Origin of the sequence: Kitasatospora sp. GP30 (genome assembly GCF_029892145.1) — a bacterium.
GTDB lineage: Bacteria > Actinomycetota > Actinomycetes > Streptomycetales > Streptomycetaceae > Kitasatospora > Kitasatospora acidiphila.
Genome location: NZ_JARZAH010000025.1, coordinates 24,290 through 40,270 on the forward strand (window position 1 = coordinate 24,290; position 15,981 = coordinate 40,270).

At 70.0% G+C, this 15,981-nt stretch carries 19 protein-coding genes and 2 pseudogenes; 11 read left to right on the forward strand and 10 right to left on the reverse strand.

Annotated elements, in window-relative coordinates; genetic code table 11:
- The first annotated feature begins 122 nt into the window (after positions 1 to 122).
- From P3T35_RS27475 to P3T35_RS27500, 6 genes are all read left to right on the forward strand, one after another.
- Positions 123 to 479 carry a winged helix-turn-helix domain-containing protein gene (locus tag P3T35_RS27475; RefSeq protein ID WP_101378722.1) on the forward strand — a complete coding sequence of 119 codons (357 nt, stop codon included), beginning with the start codon at positions 123 to 125 and terminating at the stop codon, positions 477 to 479.
- Between the two features lie 252 nt (positions 480 to 731).
- Positions 732 to 1,157 carry an ATP-binding protein gene (locus tag P3T35_RS27480; protein ID WP_101378723.1) on the forward strand — a complete coding sequence of 142 codons (426 nt, stop codon included), beginning with the start codon at positions 732 to 734 and terminating at the stop codon, positions 1,155 to 1,157.
- Between the two features lie 115 nt (positions 1,158 to 1,272).
- A complete protein-coding gene (locus P3T35_RS27485; protein ID WP_101378724.1) occupies positions 1,273 to 1,446 on the forward strand; it encodes a CsbD family protein in 174 nt (57 codons plus the stop codon).
- Between the two features lie 62 nt (positions 1,447 to 1,508).
- Entirely contained in the window at positions 1,509 to 1,892 is a 384-nt protein-coding gene (locus tag P3T35_RS27490) for a lipopolysaccharide assembly protein LapA domain-containing protein (RefSeq protein ID WP_101378725.1), read from the forward strand.
- A 59-nt stretch (positions 1,893 to 1,951) separates the two neighbouring features.
- A complete protein-coding gene (locus tag P3T35_RS27495; protein WP_101378726.1) occupies positions 1,952 to 3,538 on the forward strand; it encodes a CYTH and CHAD domain-containing protein in 1,587 nt (528 codons plus the stop codon).
- A 375-nt stretch (positions 3,539 to 3,913) separates the two neighbouring features.
- Positions 3,914 to 4,270, forward strand: coding sequence for a hypothetical protein (locus P3T35_RS27500; RefSeq protein WP_101378727.1), 357 nt, complete (start codon positions 3,914 to 3,916; stop codon positions 4,268 to 4,270).
- Between the two features lie 88 nt (positions 4,271 to 4,358).
- Here P3T35_RS27500 and P3T35_RS27505 read toward each other — a convergent pair whose 3' ends face one another.
- Both P3T35_RS27505 and P3T35_RS27510 read right to left on the reverse strand, forming a co-directional pair.
- Positions 4,359 to 4,745 carry a hypothetical protein gene (locus P3T35_RS27505; protein WP_280708157.1) on the reverse strand — a complete coding sequence of 129 codons (387 nt, stop codon included), beginning with the start codon at positions 4,743 to 4,745 and terminating at the stop codon, positions 4,359 to 4,361.
- A gap of 128 nt (positions 4,746 to 4,873) precedes the next feature.
- Positions 4,874 to 5,032: a hypothetical protein gene (locus P3T35_RS27510; protein WP_180356294.1), complete on the reverse strand. Its 159-nt coding sequence runs from the start codon at positions 5,030 to 5,032 to the stop codon at positions 4,874 to 4,876.
- Between the two features lie 159 nt (positions 5,033 to 5,191).
- On the opposite strand from P3T35_RS27510, the gene P3T35_RS27515 reads away from it, so the two are divergent.
- Together P3T35_RS27515 and P3T35_RS27520 are read left to right on the forward strand one after the other, a co-directional pair.
- Entirely contained in the window at positions 5,192 to 5,356 is a 165-nt protein-coding gene (locus P3T35_RS27515) for a hypothetical protein (protein WP_280708163.1), read from the forward strand.
- 352 nt (positions 5,357 to 5,708) lie between these two features.
- Positions 5,709 to 6,740, forward strand: coding sequence for a mechanosensitive ion channel domain-containing protein (locus P3T35_RS27520; RefSeq protein WP_101378728.1), 1,032 nt, complete (start codon positions 5,709 to 5,711; stop codon positions 6,738 to 6,740).
- A 69-nt stretch (positions 6,741 to 6,809) separates the two neighbouring features.
- Here P3T35_RS27520 and P3T35_RS27525 read toward each other — a convergent pair whose 3' ends face one another.
- Both P3T35_RS27525 and P3T35_RS27530 read right to left on the reverse strand, forming a co-directional pair.
- Positions 6,810 to 7,121, reverse strand: coding sequence for an ATP-binding protein (locus P3T35_RS27525; RefSeq protein ID WP_101378729.1), 312 nt, complete (start codon positions 7,119 to 7,121; stop codon positions 6,810 to 6,812).
- A gap of 318 nt (positions 7,122 to 7,439) precedes the next feature.
- On the reverse strand, positions 7,440 to 7,838 hold the full coding sequence (locus P3T35_RS27530) for an STAS domain-containing protein (protein ID WP_101378730.1): 399 nt from the start codon (positions 7,836 to 7,838) through the stop codon (positions 7,440 to 7,442).
- Positions 7,839 to 8,051: 213 nt separating this feature from the next.
- On the opposite strand from P3T35_RS27530, the gene P3T35_RS27535 reads away from it, so the two are divergent.
- Positions 8,052 to 8,987 carry a SigB/SigF/SigG family RNA polymerase sigma factor gene (locus P3T35_RS27535; RefSeq protein ID WP_101378731.1) on the forward strand — a complete coding sequence of 312 codons (936 nt, stop codon included), beginning with the start codon at positions 8,052 to 8,054 and terminating at the stop codon, positions 8,985 to 8,987.
- A 949-nt stretch (positions 8,988 to 9,936) separates the two neighbouring features.
- Here the strand turns inward: P3T35_RS27535 and P3T35_RS27540 are convergent.
- From P3T35_RS27540 to P3T35_RS27555, 4 genes and pseudogenes are all read right to left on the reverse strand, one after another.
- A complete protein-coding gene (locus P3T35_RS27540) occupies positions 9,937 to 10,233 on the reverse strand; it encodes a WhiB family transcriptional regulator (RefSeq protein WP_101378733.1) in 297 nt (98 codons plus the stop codon).
- An 83-nt stretch (positions 10,234 to 10,316) separates the two neighbouring features.
- Positions 10,317 to 10,951 (reverse strand): annotated as a pseudogene (locus P3T35_RS27545) (thiamine pyrophosphate-binding protein); the annotation flags it as partial.
- Positions 10,952 to 11,146: 195 nt separating this feature from the next.
- Positions 11,147 to 12,166: a YihY/virulence factor BrkB family protein gene (locus tag P3T35_RS27550; RefSeq protein WP_101378734.1), complete on the reverse strand. Its 1,020-nt coding sequence runs from the start codon at positions 12,164 to 12,166 to the stop codon at positions 11,147 to 11,149.
- Positions 12,167 to 12,212: 46 nt separating this feature from the next.
- Positions 12,213 to 12,821 (reverse strand): glycosyltransferase, encoded by a 609-nt coding sequence (locus tag P3T35_RS27555; RefSeq protein WP_143676711.1) that lies wholly within the window; start codon positions 12,819 to 12,821, stop codon positions 12,213 to 12,215.
- Positions 12,822 to 12,890: 69 nt separating this feature from the next.
- On the opposite strand from P3T35_RS27555, the gene P3T35_RS27560 reads away from it, so the two are divergent.
- Together P3T35_RS27560 and P3T35_RS27565 are read left to right on the forward strand one after the other, a co-directional pair.
- Positions 12,891 to 13,130, forward strand: coding sequence for a hypothetical protein (locus P3T35_RS27560; RefSeq protein ID WP_101378736.1), 240 nt, complete (start codon positions 12,891 to 12,893; stop codon positions 13,128 to 13,130).
- A gap of 737 nt (positions 13,131 to 13,867) precedes the next feature.
- Positions 13,868 to 14,632, forward strand: coding sequence for a maleylpyruvate isomerase family mycothiol-dependent enzyme (locus tag P3T35_RS27565; RefSeq protein ID WP_101378737.1), 765 nt, complete (start codon positions 13,868 to 13,870; stop codon positions 14,630 to 14,632).
- A gap of 18 nt (positions 14,633 to 14,650) precedes the next feature.
- On the opposite strand, the pseudogene P3T35_RS27570 reads toward P3T35_RS27565, so the two are convergent.
- Positions 14,651 to 15,448: pseudogene (locus tag P3T35_RS27570) on the reverse strand (IS5 family transposase).
- An 81-nt stretch (positions 15,449 to 15,529) separates the two neighbouring features.
- Positions 15,530 to 15,892, reverse strand: coding sequence for a hypothetical protein (locus P3T35_RS27575; RefSeq protein ID WP_180356295.1), 363 nt, complete (start codon positions 15,890 to 15,892; stop codon positions 15,530 to 15,532).
- Between the last annotated feature and the right edge of the window lie 89 nt (positions 15,893 to 15,981).

The window sequence follows — 15,981 nt, forward strand, 5'->3', positions numbered from 1 at the left end:
TCCTCCCGCAAGAGGAAGGGTTCTACGACCGATCGTCTGTCCGCCAGCGAAGCATGTCAAGGAATACACGAAAATTTGTGCACATATGGGAGAACGCGAAATGCTGATCGTACGATGGACAGGTGGACACGAATACCGGCAGCCATCGGCCGTGGACGTTTCTGACCAACCACGCCAGGGTGCTCTCGCTGATCGCCAAGGATCCCGGGATCCGATTGCGGGACGTGGCCGCGGCGTGCCGGTTGACCGAGCGCGCCGTGCAGACGATCGTCGCCGACCTGGAGGCGGAGGGCTACCTCACACACTCGCGAGAAGGGCGGCGCAATCGCTATCAGGTCACGCCTCACACCCAGTTGCGACACCCCGCCGAAGCCGGCCGCACCGTAGCCGCCCTGCTCCAACTGCTCGACGGGGAACCCGCTACCACCGACCATGAGCCGGACCAGCCGCCTGAAAACCCCGCCGAGCGGGATTCGTGACCGCCACGGCTCCCTCGTCGCCTCGTGACTCGTCCTGCCCCGCCTGGCCCTGCGCCGAACCGAGCGGCAGCAGCACCAACGACAGACACGTCCGAGCCGTGAGAGAACTCGGACGTGCCGGCATGCCGTTCCCACAGGCGCGAGCCCCCGCGTGGCAGATCCAGGTGTGGAACCGCGCGTCGAGGGCAGACGCGAACCGAAGCAGCCTCGCCGCGCTAGGCCAGAACCACGGGACCAGGCGGAGGTGACGAGGTGAACAGCATCACGAGAACCGGAACCGACGGCGCCCGCCGCGGGTTGGGCGACGCACACCGTCTCGACCTTTCCACCGCGCAGCATGCGGTCACCGCCGCTCGTGACTTCACCCGAGACGTTCTCGCCGGCTGGGAGTTCGGCGAACCCGCCGGAAGCGACGTCGTCCTCGTGGTCTGCGAGCTGGTCGCTAACGCCGCACAACACACCGGGGGCGTCCGGGCACTGCGCCTGCACCACTACAAGTCGGCGCTGCGCATCGAGGTCAGCGACACGGATCCCGCTGCACCGACCCCCCGGACCCCGGGCGCCGACCGACCCGGCGGGTACGGGCTGATCGTGCTCGATCGGCTGTGTCACCGCTGGGGCAGCGATCCGCGTCCTGCCGGGAAGACGGTCTGGGCGGAGATCCTCCTCACCGGGTAGCGCCGGCCTTTGCATGGACGTCCCCGTTCGGGGAACGCGCACCGCACGTCCAGCCGGCCGGAGCCGGCCGGTGCGGGCGCCGGCATCATCCACCTGTCACCGAGGAGAAACAGCCATGAGCGGCGAGGACAAGGTCAAGAACGTCGCCGAGAAGGCGAAGGGCAAGGCGAAGGAGGCGGCGGGCAAGGCGGTCGGCAATGAGCGCCTGACCGCCGAGGGGAAGGCCGACCAGGTCAGCGGCGACGCCAAGCAGGCGGGAGAGAAGGTCAAGGACGCCTTCAAGCACTGAACCGTCCCAAGGAGGGTGCCCATCGTCGCGCACCGGCGGGCACCCTCCGGAGAGGGAGCACGATGCGAACTGGACTCCCCCGACCGACTGCCGGAGGCCGGGGACGCGACAACCCCCGACGCACCCGCACCGGCGCAGCGTGGGTCGGCGCGACCCTGTTCGCGCTGGTGCTGCTGATGTTGTTGATCTTCGTCCTCGAGAACGGCGACTCCGTGGACGTGGCGTTCTTCGGCGCACACGGAAGCATCCCGCTCGGGGTCGCACTGCTATTGGCCGCGGTCTTCGGCATCCTCCTGATCGCCATCCCCGGCACGGGCCGGATCCTGCAGCTGCGCCGCAGGCTGCGCGCCCAGGAGACACCGGCGGCGCCCACCGCCCGCCCCGCGCAAGACCCCGGGCCACCTGATCGCACCACCTCCGAGAGCGGCGACCGCCCGACCTCCTGAGACCGCTCGGTCGATCGACCTGCGCGCGTGGAACGGCGAACTGCGGGCAAGCGCCGAACATGAGCACCTCGCACATCGAAGCGGAACGAAAGTTCGAATCAGCGCCGGGCGATGTGGCCGCCGCCCCGGGGTCTCCCCCGCGGCTGGACGGCGTCCCCGGTGTCGCGGACATCCGGAACGCGGACTCGCAGACCCTTGATGCGGTCTACTACGACACCCTGGACCTGCGGCTGCTCACCCATGGCGTGACCCTGCGTCGGCGCCTGGGCGGAGCGGACGCCGGGTGGCACCTCAAGCGACCGCAAGCCACCGACACCCGCCAGGAGGTCCGACTACCGCCTGAGGCGGGACCGCCGAACCGGATTCCACCCGAGCTGACCGCCAGGGTGCGCGCTCTGGTACGAGGCCGCACCCTGGCACCGGTAGCCCACCTGCGCACCCACCGCGACCGCCGGCTTCTGCTGGACCGCAGCGGACGCACACTCGCCGAACTCACCCAGGACCGGGTCATCGCCCACCACCTCGACCCGGCGGCTCATCCACAGCCGGATCCGCATCAGCACGGCGCCGGAACCGCAACCGAGGGCACCGAGTGGACCGAGTTCGAGGTCGAGCTGCACGAGGGCGACCGAAGCCTTCTCGACGACGTGGAGCAGGCACTCGCGGAGAACGGGATCGTCCGTTCCGCGTACCCCTCCAAACTCGCGCATGCCCTGCTCCGTACCGCGCCGCCGGACGTTCCCACGGATCCCACTACCCCCGGGGACGGCATCGGCGAGCTTGTGGTGCGCCGCCTCCGCCAACTGTTCGAAACCCTCCTGGCGCTCGATCCGGCGGTCCGCGACGACCGGCCCGACGCCGTGCACCGCATGCGCGTGACCACCCGCCGACTGCGCAGCACGCTCAAGGCCTACCGCAGGCTCTTCGACCGCCACCGGAGCGAGCACCTGGCCGGGGAACTACGCTGGCTCGGGCACCTGCTCGGTGCGGCACGCGACCACGAGGTGCTGGGCGACCTGCTCATCGCCCGGCTGGACAAGGTCCCACCCCAGGCGCAGCACGGCGCACTGCGCGGACAACTCACAGCCTGGTCAGCGCGCGAGTACCGGCGGGCGTGGCAGCAGGCGGTCACCGAACTCGACGGCCCTCGCTACTACGCACTGCTGGACGACCTGGAGCTCTTCATCGACGACCCTCCGCTGTCCGCCCGAGCAGACCGGAACGCGCGCAAACAACTGTCCAAGACGCTTCGACATGAGCAGACCCGGACCGTTCGGCGACTCGATACCGCCCTCGGGCACCCACCGGGCCCAGACCAGGACGCGGCCCTGCACAGCGCCCGCAAGGCCGCCAAGCGAGCCCGCTACGCCGCGGAAAGCGCGCGCCCGCTAGCCGGCAAGCCGGCCAAGCGCTTCGCCAAGCGCATGAAGAGACTTCAGCAGGGCCTGGGTATCCACCAGGACGCCGTCGTGGGATGCCGAACCCTGGTGGCCCTCGCCTCATCACCCCCGACCGACGTACCCGGGCATCTATTCGCCTACGGCGTCCTCTACGCCCTCCACCAGCACAGCGCCGAGGTCGCGCTCGAGGAACTGCCCGTCCTGCGCTCGCGCGTCGTCGCGCGCCGGCTCTCCCGCCTCTCATGAGGAGCAGGTCGGCTGATCGCCGCCTGTGTGGGGTCATCCGCCAGCGCGGTCCCAACCGGTACCGAGCGGTTTCAACCCGATCCGCTGGGGCACACGCAGGGCGCTCTGACTCACAGGGCGAAGGGAGTCATGCTGAGAGGACCTGCCCGCCTCCGCGCGGCCCGCGCCCTGGTGCTCCGGTGCCGGGCCCGGCTCCGGCGCCTTACCTACGCGTCAACGCGACCGGAGAACCAACCACCCGGAGAGCACCAGCAGATCGCGACTGGGCCGCCAGCCCCGGCAGCACGGCAGCCGGAGCGCGGGCCGACAAGTGCTGCCGGACTGCCGACGGCGTAGGCGCCGGGTCCATCATCCGCACCTCTGAGGGAGGATCCCATGTTGCTTCTTGGGCTTCTGCTGATGGCCGGGGCCGGTGCCTTCACCGGCCTGCTGATCGCCGACAATCTCGCCGGCGGCCCGCACTACACGGTGTCCGTACTGGGTCATGACATTGCCACGATGAACACCCTGGGCGCCTTCCTCACCGGGGTCGCGCTGACCCTGCTCTTCGGCCTCGGGCTTCTGCTCCTGCTCTCGGCCGGCGCACGCCGACGCCGGCGGGCTGCCGCAGTGGACAACCCCCGGGTCGTCGGCACCGCTCCCGAGTCGGCAGCCGATCCGGTGGCCACCGAAGCAGAACCAGCCGCCGGTCACCGGTGGCACCTGCCGTCCAGGCACCGGTTGAGCCACTGAGCCGATGCCCGCTGTGGCGGGCCGCACCGTTGCCCGCCCGCCTTCACTCTTCAGCGGCGAGCGGCTTGGCGCGGGCGCACGGCGTCAATCAACGCGGGCTACGCCACCGGGCGGAGCCACTCGCAGCCTGGTGCGCCATCCCGGCCCCAGCGGTGGCATGTTGGTCGTGGTGTTCGGGCCGGTGGCCCGCGAGCAGCTGGTCGCCGCCGCCGCTGGCCGCGGCCTCGCGCACTGACCGCTCAGGCGTGCCGCAGTCGCGGTGGCGATCTCCAGGAAGTCGCGCGAGTGGCTTCTCGCGCCGGTCCGCGGCAACGGCCAGGCAGGTCTCGATCTCCGGGGCGTGTGTGACTGGGATGTTGGCGAGGTCGGGGCGGGAGTAGGAGCGCGCGACGCTCAGCGGGATGAGCGCAATGCCGCGGCCGGAGGCGATGAGCTCGAACTTCTCTTCAAGCGAATTGATTTGACGACTGAGCACCGGCTGGGCGGCATCTCCACTATCGAACGCGGAACCGCCGCGCCGCCGCTCCCGCACCGCCTACCGCGACTGGCTCACCGCCGCTTGACAGTCGCTAGGAGCATCAGCGGCGGCCACCTCGCCGACGCTCAGTTCCCCAGCACACCAGCACCATAGGTGATCAGGGGGGCCGACGGCCCACCTTGGTCGTCGCCGTACTTGCGCACCACCCCCGCGACCAGACCGGGGTAGCCGTCGGGCGCTGTCGTGCGCGGAGGACCGCGCAGCGCCCGTTCCATGCCGTTCATCAGGCCTCCCACGAGCGAAACTCCGTGTCCCAGCGGGTCGCGGCTACCCCCGGCTCGGCGTCCGACACACCCACGGCACGGCCGATGCATGGAAGACCGGGGCCGGGGAAGACGAGGGATCCGTCGACAGCTGGGAAGGCACGCTCGATGAACGGATCGGTGACTGCGAGTCTGGAACTGGAACTGATCGCGGAGGGCGGTGTCGCGCTGCCGGTGGCGACGACCTGGATCCACGATGTGCGTGATCCCATCGCGGTTGGCGTGGAGTTCGCGCTGCCCAACGGCACCGGCGCGCTGGGTCTTCGCGCGAGAGCTGCTCAGTAGTGGAATTGACGCCCCGCCATGGAATGGTGATGTGCGGATCGTCCCGGAGCCGGGCCTCGCTCACGCGCGAATCCTGCTGCGGGGCAGGACGGTGCGGTCGCCGAGCTGCGCGTGGCGACCGCACCGTTGCACGACTTCCCGGCCCGCGGCTACGCCGCGGTGCCCCCAGGCGCGGAGGACCGCGCGGAGGCCCTGGGCGACCGATTGCACAGCGCTGTGGTCTGGTAGCGGCACGCACCCGGTTTTGCGGGCCGCAGCGCCGGACATGTGAGTGCGGCACGGGCGGTCGAATCGGGCCGCCCAGCCTGCCGGGCTTCGGCCGGCCATCACACGATAAGGAGTTGAGACACCCGTGTGGAGCCTGATCAGGCCGTTCGCACTGGCAGCGGTGGTGGCGCTGGCCGTCCTGACGGCGGACCGCCTGGTGCTGCTGCTGTCCCGTCGGGCGGACGTCCCGCTGCCCGGTCCGCAGCTGCGCGGGCTGCTGCGCACCTGTCGGATACCGACGTTGCTGACGCTCGGGTCGCTGCTTCTACTCGCCGTCGAGCCCGGTGCGGGCCTGCCGACCGAGGCGCGGGGACCGGTGCGGCACGCACTGCTGCTCGCCGCCCTGGCCACCGGCGCCTGGTTGGCCGCGCGACTGGTGGCGCTACTGATCGACACCTCGTTGACCCGGTATGCGAACGAGGGGCGCGACCCGGCCCGGATTCGCCGGGTGCGGACCCAGACCGGGATGCTGGGCAGGCTGGCCGGCGCGGCCATCGCCGTGCTCGCCCTGGCGGCCGCGCTGCTGACCTTCCCCGCGGTCCGTGCGGTCGGCGCCAGCCTGCTGGCATCGGCGGGCATCGTCGGCCTGGTCGTCGGCGTCGCGGCGCAGAGCACCCTGGCCAACGTCTTCGCCGGCATCCAGCTGGCCTTCGGCGACATGGTCCGGCTCGGTGACGAGGTGGTGGTCTCGGGCGACTGGGGAACCGTCGAGGAGATCACGCTGACCTACGTGGTGATCACTACGTGGGACCAGCGGCGGATCGTGATGCCGGTGTCGTACTTCGTCGGCAAGCCGTTCGAGAACTGGTCCCGCCGCGACCCGGCGATCACCGGGACCGCGCTGCTCCACCTGGATCACCGAACGCCGATGAACCAACTGCGGTCGGAGTTCGAGCGGTTGCTCAAGGAGAGCCCCTGGTGGGACGGGACCGGCAGCGCGCTCCAACTCGTGGACACCACACCCAGCACCATCGTGGTCCGCGCCTTGATGACCGCCCGCAACGCCAGCGACGCCTTCGAACTGCGCTGCTGGATCCGTGAACGGCTGCTCGCCTACCTGCGCGAGCACGCTCCCGAGGCGCTGCCCAGGATCGGGGTCACCCACCGACCGGACTGACGGACCGCCAGGATGCCGCCCATCGCCGGGCCGGCCTCCCCAGCCCGGCCGTTCGCGGCGGCTGCCGCACTACGGCAGGTCGATCTCCGCCCAGACCACCTTGCCCAGACCGTCGTTGCGCGGCAGGTGGCCCCAACGGCTCGCGAGCAGGGCGACGGTGAACAGCCCGTGACCGCCCGGCCGTCCAGGCGTGTGCGGCTCCCGGAGGCGCGGCGGCACGGCGGCGCTGTCCAGCACCTCGATGCGCAGCAGACGCGAGTTCACCGAGAGGACCAACTGGTCCGCGCCGCCAGCGTGCTGACAGGCGTTGGTGACGAGTTCGGAGACGACGAGCAGGATGTCGTCGGCACGAGCCCGCCGGTCCGGATCCGCGGTGGGCACCCAGCCCCAGTCCTCGAGCGCGGCCCGAGCATGGTCTCGGCAGCGGCCGACGGTGCCCGTGATTCCGCTCAGGGCAAGCCGACGGGTCTGCCGCGCAGTGGATACCCCGGGCGGCACGGACCGGCTCGCGGTCCGGTGTTCACTGGCGCTCATCGATCCTCGCTCTGACAACCGGTGGTCCGGCGGCAGCCGACCGTTGCTTCACGTGTGCCCACGGAGCCGGAACAAACACCGTGACACATGTGGTGAACAGGTCGCTGCGCCCAGCCGCCTGGCGGACCGCCACGCGGCGTCGGCCCGGTCGGGAAGCACACCTCGTCATCCGGCCACGGCCGCACGGACATCGGTGCGGATGTCGAAGACCGAGGCGGCTCCGGTGATCTCGAAGACCCTGGCCACCACCGGCTGCAGCCCGGCCAGGACCAGGGCCACCCCGGCCGCCTGCGCCTCGGTGCGAATGTTGAGCAACAGATTGAGGCCCGTCGAGTCGCAGAACCACAGGCCGTGGCAGTTCAGCACGACCCGGCAGGCCCTGCGGGCAAGCGCCTCCTGCAGTTGCACACGCAGCACCGCCACACTGTCGTAGTCCAGTTCACCCACCACCGTAACGACCACGATGCCGCTGTCGGTGCGCAAGTCGACGGTCAACCGCACGGTGTCCGGCCCACCGCCGGGAACCCGGGAGGTCCTGCTCGGGTCGGGGACGCTGTCGCGCATCGCACTCCTTCGTCAGCCGGTTCTGGTGGTACGACCATAAGGGCCGGCCCGCCCACCGGGCACCTAACCGGGACATATGAGACCGAATCATGCCGACCATGGATACAGAGTGAATATGGGGTGTTCATTCGGCACCTCCAGGGCTGATCCGGCCCAGGCCGGGCACCTGAAGTCCGTTGCCTCCAGCGAGTGACCACTAGCAGAGGAGAGAGCATGCCGACCGTCGTGTCCCGCCCCTCGACAGCTGCCGGCGTCAACGGCGCCCGACCCACCGCGCCGGCGCCTGCTCCTGCCGCTGGTGAGCTGACCGGCTCGGCCGATCTCGCCCGTATCGCCGCGGGTCTGGGCATCGAGCTGGGCGAACCCGCGGACACCGTCCCCGCCGACGCGCGGAAACTGTCCAGGGTGCTCTTCGCGCGGCTGCGCGCCGCCGAGGAGGGCACCGCAGAGTACTCCTACGTGCGCGGCACGCTGATCGAGCTCAACATGGCGCTGGTGAAGTTCGCCGCGAGCCGGTTCGCCCACCGCAAGGAGCCGATGGACGACATCGTCCAGGTCGGCACCATCGGCCTGATCAAGGCCATCGACCGGTTCGACCCGTCCTACGACGTCGAGTTCTCGACCTTCGCACTGCCCACCATCAGCGGCGAGATCAAGCGCTTCCTCCGCGACACCGGCTGGATGGTGCACGTCCCCCGGCGCCTGCAGGAGCTGCGACTGACCCTGGCGAAGGCCTCAGACGCATTGGAACAGCTGCTGAACCGGGAGCCGAGCCCCGCCGAAATGGCCGCGCACCTCGACCTGACCGAGGCCGAGGTGATGGAGGGCCTCACCGCTTCCCAGGCGCAGAGCGCCAGTTCCCTCGACGCAACAGCCCCCGACAGCGGCCCCGGCGAGGGCGGCGACGTCCTGGCCGACCGAGTCGCCCGGGAGGAGCGGGCGTTCGAGACGGTGCTCTGCCTGGAGGCCCTCAAACCGCTGATCGCCGCACTGCCGGAGCGCGAGCACACGATCCTCTCGCTGCGGTTCGGCGCCGAACTGACGCAGGCTCAGATCGGCCGACGGATCGGCATCTCGCAAATGCAGGTCTCCCGGCTGCTCAACCGGACGCTGACCGGCTTGCGAGCCGCGCTGCTTGCCGAGGACTGAGACGGCCGGAGCCGGCGCAACGACTTGAGCCAGGCGACGATCGTGCTGCTGACGGCCCGGGGATTTTCGAACGCCCTGGCGGGACACACTCAGCCCTGGCAGCACCGGCACTGGATCCACGTTCACGACCGGACTTCCAGATCTATCGGTGCCCGCAGTGCCCCGGAGTCGTTCGGCTTCGGCCACGGGCCTTGAAACACAGGGATCATTCGCGCAGTGCGGGCGCATGGGCAAACTGATAGTGCCGCCCGGCGGAGGTCCAGTTTGAGGTGTCCCAAGCAGTGCGCCATGCCACTCCGGACCGCCGTTACCCGTCGGATCGGCACCACCGTCCGGGTGGGCGACGAGCACCTGCACCACCGGCCAACTCGCGGTCCAGCAGTAGAACCCAGGTGTCGCCGCCGGCCAGTACTGGTCGATGCTGGTGTTCACCAACCCGTCAACCACCGCCTGCACGCTTACCGGCTACCCCGGGTATCTCGTACGTCACGCAGAAGGAGTGCAGTCCGGCAACGCCACCGACCGCGCACCCGGCAATGTCGCCACCGTGACGCTCAAGCCCGGCGGCACCGCGAGCGCGCTCCTGCACGACAGCAACGGCACCATTGGCTACGACCCGGCCAGTGCCAGCTCTCACCCGCGCAAGGCCGGCGAGGGCACCCGCCCAACCAGACACGCGCCTTGCTCCTCTCCTGGCAGACCCACCACTCTGCCGGAACGACGATCCATTCACTCACCATCGAGCCGGTCGTAGCTGGATTTGCGCTGCTGCGCATAGAGCGCAGGAACTTCTCAAGTTCCGTGCGCCGCGTCAAAGAGCGTTGACGCCGTCGTCGCGAACGCGGGGCCGGCGCATCGCGGCCTGGAGTGTCCCAGTTCGTTCTGTCCCCCTCCAGTCGGTCGGTGGTGCAAGACGTCCTGCAGTGCGCCGTCGGAGCCCGGCAACCCGTCAGACGCCGGCGTGGTGGGCCAGTACGGGGCGCAGGAGCTCGGCGCGCTCGTCCTCGGTGAGGCCGCCCCAGACGCCGTACGGTTCCCGCACCCGCAGGGCGTGGGAGAGGCAGGCGTCGCGCACCGGGCAGCGCGCGCAGACCTGCTTGGCGGCCTGCTCCCGATTGTCGTGGGCCTCGCCGCGTTCCCCGAAGGGGTGGAAGAACAGGCTGGTGTCGACGCTGCGGCAGGCCGCCCGCAGCTGCCAGTTCCAGTAATGGTCGAAGGCGCCGGGCAGTCGCGAGGTGCTGGTCATCAGGTACTCCCTCCTCGGTCACGAGATCGTGTCCCGCGACGCGTCTCACCCGTGTCGCCGCCTCAAAACCCAGCAGTCGCGCCGAGTATGGCGACCGTCTCGCCCGCGTTGAGGATCTCCGCCGTCCGCGCGAGGTCCTCCTCCACGGAGACGGGGGCGTAGTGGCCGACGCCGAGGCTGGATGGGACCTGCTTGAAGGCGTGGGCGGGCGCCTCGTAGTCGAGTTTCCTGCACGTCGGCGGGGATGATCAGCGCCGTCGCGGTCCGCCGGGCGGCGGCGACGCGCATCGCCCGGTCCAGGACGTTCGGGAGCTGTTCGGGGACGGTGACCATCTCACAGGAGTCGGACGCGACGTCCCTGTACGGAGAGCAGGTCGACTTCCTGCTGGTAGGAGCCGCCCATGACACTGCGGTCGGTCTGCCCGACGATCTCCACCACCGGCACGTGGTCGAGCTCGGCGTCGTACAGGCCGTTGAGCGGGCGGATCGCGCCCGGTCCGGAGGTGACGGCGCACACACCGGTGCGGCCACAGAACTTGGCGTAGCCGATGGCCTCGAAGGCGGCCATCTCCTCGTGCCGGGCCTGGATGAACCGTGGCTCGTCCTCGGCGCGGCCCCAAGCGGCGAGCAGACCGTCGATCCCGTCCCCGGGGTAGGCGAAGACGTACTCGACCTCCCAGTCCCGCAGGCGCTGCAACAGGTAGTCGGCAACCTTCATCGTCCTGCTCGTCCTGGTTCGGCGCTGGTCCGTCCGGGCGGAGTGATGCGGCTCCCGACGCGGCTAACCGCTGGTGGGGACCTGAGATCTCGCCGGCGCCCCGGCGATGGCGGCGATCCCGGCGAAGTCGTACGCCGCAGCCTGGACCTGCCGGTGCGGGCCCTTGACGCACTCTCAGCCACGGCTCCGACGCCGCTAACCACCCGACGAATCCCCATCACGGGTTCCGGGCGGCCGCGGGTCGTCCTCCGGCTGCGCGATCTCATCGGTGAAGGCAACATCGACGTGCTGCTCGGGACGGCGCTCCTCCTGGCGGGCAACAGCCCCCAGCACCTCCTCGTCCGGCCCGGTGAGCGGTGGCTGCACCAGGCTGCGCGGCCACAGCCGCCGGTGCAGCACCACATTCGTCTCCGCCGCGTACAGGGTGACCTGCGCGGCGAGATACAACCACGAGAGCAGGCCGATGACGGTGGCGAAGAATCCGTACACCGCGGTGGCGTGGCGCAGCTGATGAGTGACCAGGAGGGCGCCGAAAGCTTGGAGAACGGTGAACAGGGGCCCGGCGATGGCACAGCCTGGCATCAGCGCGCGAGTGGGAACCTCCGCGGGAGTGAGGTTGCGGAAGCAGGCCAGGCACAGTGCGGTGTTGATCAGGGCGGACAGCACCAGCGCGCCGATTCGGGCCGCCGAGCCCGCGAGTGCGGTGCCAATGAGGGTGGCGGCGGCGGTGGCCAGGAGAAGGCCGGTGGCGAGGGTGGCGAACAGCAGCAGGCTGCGGGCCAGGCGCGGCCAGTAGCCGGGGCGGCGTACGCCGGGGACGTTCCAGACCTCGGCCATGGCGTGCTGCAGGACCTGGGCAATGCCGAGCGCGCCGTACAGCAGGCCGAGGAGGCCGATGGCGAGCGCTAGGCCGCTGCCCTGGACGGAGTGGACGTTCTGGCGCAGCTGGTCGCCGATGATCGGGAAGTCCGCGAGCGCGGAACCGACAACGGCCCTCTGGGCGCCGGGATGGGCGTGCAGGACGAAGCCGAGCACCGTGGACAGCAGGAGCAGCAACGGGATGAGCGCGACGAAGCCGTAGTACGTGATCAGGGCCGCGAGCAGGCCACCGCGGTCGTCGCCGTACTTCTTGACCACCCCGACGACCACCGCAGACGGGGTGCGGTGCTGCTGGGCGCGGTCGAGTGAGCGCAGCGCGCGTTCGACGGGATTCATGACACGACTCCCTTGCCCGGGGGGCCAGTGTCGGCCCGTCGTGCGCCTACCCGGTGAGGCGCTGGCTACCGCCCCGAAGGCCGGGCCCTGTGTCCAGTACCGGCTGGGTTGCGGCTATGTTGCCGCGAGGACCTCCTCGCAATCGGCGAGCGTTGGCGAGGTGGGTCAGGGCTTCGGCGTAGGCGGTGATGTCGCCTGCGGGGGCGCGTACGCCGACGCGGTCGGTGACCAGGGTGCGCAGGCAGGGGATGTCGAAGACGGAGACGGGGGTTGCGGCGGCGAGGGCTTCGGCGGCGACCATGCCGAACCCTCTGGGGTACGACGGGCCGCCCCGGCAGGCGGCAAACCACCTGCGGGAAGGGTTCGTCCGCACGCTCTCCAGACCCGCTCCTGACCCCCTGGCGATCAGGGTCCGGGTCTGGGAGGGTCGGCACTCGCTCGGCGAGCCCCAGGCCGAAACCGCGTGGTCACGCGAGTAGCTGGACCAGCCGCGCCCAGGAGGACGGCGCGCGGCTCGCCGCCCGTCGGCCCACAGTTCTGCGGTCGGCACGCCCGCGGCTGTCAGGAGGTCGGTGCCGGTGCCCGCGGTGGTGGGGTCGGCGGCTGCTGGCATCACCTGCTCGGCGGTGGCCGCGTCGGTTCCCGGGAGAATCACCAGGAGCTCCAGGCGCGGCGGGATGCCGCTCGGGCTACGGTCGAGAAAGGGGCTTCGAAGGAGGTACAGATGCCGGAATACACCTGGCTCCTGTACGTGACCGACCAGCACGGCCGTAGGACCGGCCAGGACGGCCTCCCCATGCCCTACCCCTTCCACAGCGATGACAGCGCCCAGGACGTCGCCGACACCCTGTGCGGCTACTTCGCGAAGTCACTTCGTGACAGTTCCCCGAAGAAGCTCGAAGTGGAAGTCTGGGAGGGACGGCAGGCCGTGGAGAGTCCGCATGCGAGGGCGGATTGGCCGTAGTCGAGATCTCGCAACTGTTCGACGAGCGCGTTCTGCCGGGCACCTGCTGCGGGGCCGGCTGAGTAGCTCCCCAGCAGTACTGATGTCGGCTCTTCAGGGTTACGGATTTGGTGATCTCGCCGATCGGCAGTCACGGTGGGCTGTAGACCGTTGGCTGTGCGATATGCGCATGGCGGCGGGCTGACGGCCGAGGGGCGCGGGCGCCGGGACGTCGGCGAGCTGTCCGCCCGGGGGTGCGGATCCGGTTGTGCCGGGGGCCTTGTCGCCATGCCATCTGTGACGGCCAAGCCTGCCTACCCGTGTTCATCCTGCTGCACTGCCCAAGGCGCCTGACCGGGAGCGCGCCGCCCTCATGCGCACCGCCGTCGCCCCAACTTGTATTTGAGGCAGCACACAGTGTTACGCATGGCGCCCCCTGCCGGGGGCAAGGCACAAGCCGCGCCGCCACGCGCTCGGCACGGCGGGCGCCACATTCCGCACCTCATCCGAATGCGGGTGCAGGCCGGCCCCGTGCCTTCGTCTATTGCAGCCCGTCGACACCTGGTCGCACGCCGACAGCACCGGCTCGGCGCGGCAGATCCTCACGGCCGCCGGCATCAGCCGCGAGCCTCCTGGCGAACCGTCATAACCGCTGCGCCGCCCACATGAGCTGCAGGGCCACCGGAAGAAGCATATGGAGACAATGTCCCTCTCTTAATCGAGTGCGATAGTCCCGATCCGGGTGATACAAGGTCTGCGTGACTGAGGATCTCTACTTCCCCACCCTGCTGCAGATGATTGACGAGCGGTCCGCCGCGTTCCGCGCCGCCGTCGCCGCGGCCCCCAGCCTCGATGCCGACGTCCCGTCCTGCCCGGGCTGGACGCTGTACGACCTGGCGAACCACCTCAGTGAGGGGGACCGCTTCTGGGCCTACATCGTGCTGAACACCGCGCCGGGCGACGAGCGGCCGAGCAAGGACGGGCGGGCGGCGCCCAGGGAGCGCGAGGCCCTCATAACCTGGCTGGCCGACTCGACGGAGCAGCTGCTTACTGCTCTGCGCGAGGCCGGCCCGGACCGGGGCTGCTGGGCCTGGTGGGAGCCGCTGGCCTCGCCGCACACGGTGGCCGCCGTGGCCCGCCGCCGCGTCCCGGAGTCGCTGATCCACACCTACGACGCCCAACTGGCCTCCGGTGCCCCGCAGGAGCTGCCGACGACCGAGGCGGTCGACGCCATCGAGGAGTTCCTCGCCACCGTCTGCACCGTCACGGTCCCGTGGCCGGGCGAGCCCGCCACCATGGACTACCACGCAGCCGAGGCTGGCTCCTGGCGCCAGACGGTGGACGCCGCCGGTTCCCGCTTCACCCGCCTCACCGCGGCGGAGGCCGCCGAGAGCAAGCCCACCGCCGCCATCTACGGCACGGCGAGCGAGATGGCCCTGCTCATGTACATGCGCATCCCGGCCGGCTCGCTGCGGATGGAGGGCGACGCCGACCTGCTCCAGCAGCTGCAGGACTGGGACTAAGACCGACCGGCAAATGGATCACTTGAGGCGTCGGGTGGTGGGGCGGCCGTCCCAGCGGTAGCGGCTCGTCGAGCGTCGGATGAGCATGCGGAGCGTGACGAGAGTGGCGGCGAGGTAGAGGTAGAAGTCCACGACCTCGCCGCTCCTCTCGGTACAGCGACGGAGCTTTCCGTAGCCGTTCATCCACGAGTGGGTGCGCTCTACCACCCAGCGTTATCCGGCTTGGATCGGGGCGGGCACGCCCTTGCGTGCGATCTCGGCAGTGAAGCCCAACCCGGCTATCAGCAGACGGGACTTGGCGCTGTCGTAGCCGCGGTCGAGGTTGACATTGAGGGTCTCCGGCATCGCGCCGACCTGTGCCTGTGCCGCGTCCAGAGTGGGGCCGAGCAGGGGTGAATCGTGCCGGTCGGCCCCGTCGGAGACGATCCCGAGCGGGACACCACAGGCATCGGACGCGACGGAGCGTTTCAGCCCCTGCCTGCCCCGGTCCACCCGGGAGCGCCCGGCCTTGTCCCCACCGGACGGGGCCTTGGTGATGCAGCCGTCCACCGAGATCTCGCTCAGCCCGAGGCCGATCATGCGGTCGTAGGCCTCGAGTGCAAGGGCGTGGACCTTCTCGGATATCCCCAGTTCAGCCCACTGCTTGACGCGGCGCCGGATGGTCCGGTCGGAGCATCCGGCGCCAGCGATCCATGCGTAGCCGGAGCCGTGGACCAGCGCGAGCACGATGTACTCGAAGACGGTCCGGTCTGGAACCCGTCGCCGGTGACAACCCAGCGGATGGCTCTCGGCGTATCCGTTCCGCAGGGGCAGCAGAGCGGAAGTTGCTGAAGGCGACCAGCGTCCGCGTCGCGGAGGAGGACCTGGCCCTGATCGGTGTCTGCGACGGCCCATTCATCAGACCGTCTCTCCCACCGCTTTCCGCGCTGCCGCGCGCTTTTGCGCCCCTTCGAGCGCGGCCTGCCGTCGCCTGTCGACTTCCGCAGGCCTCTGGTGGCCGCACTCGATGAGGTTGCCCGCCCTGTCGACGACTTCCGCGTAGCAGTCACCGTTCTCGATCCGAACGGCGACGTTCTCGATCCCCGCCGACCGGTCGTTGTCATCCACCCAGAAGGTTATGGAGAAGGCCAGCTCATCGCCGTTGTAGTCGGATCGAACCCGGAACGTCTCGTCCGGCCTGAGCCATCGATCCTCACCCAGTGGCTCAAGCCACATGACGAGCCAACCCTTGGAATCGTTGCGGCCATCCATGACAGCCATGTCCGCAACCCTAGCCGTGCCGACGATTCAGCCTGCTTCGCCAGCCCGACCCCGGCAGCCCGTGGGGCGCACCCGGCACCGCGCTTTGG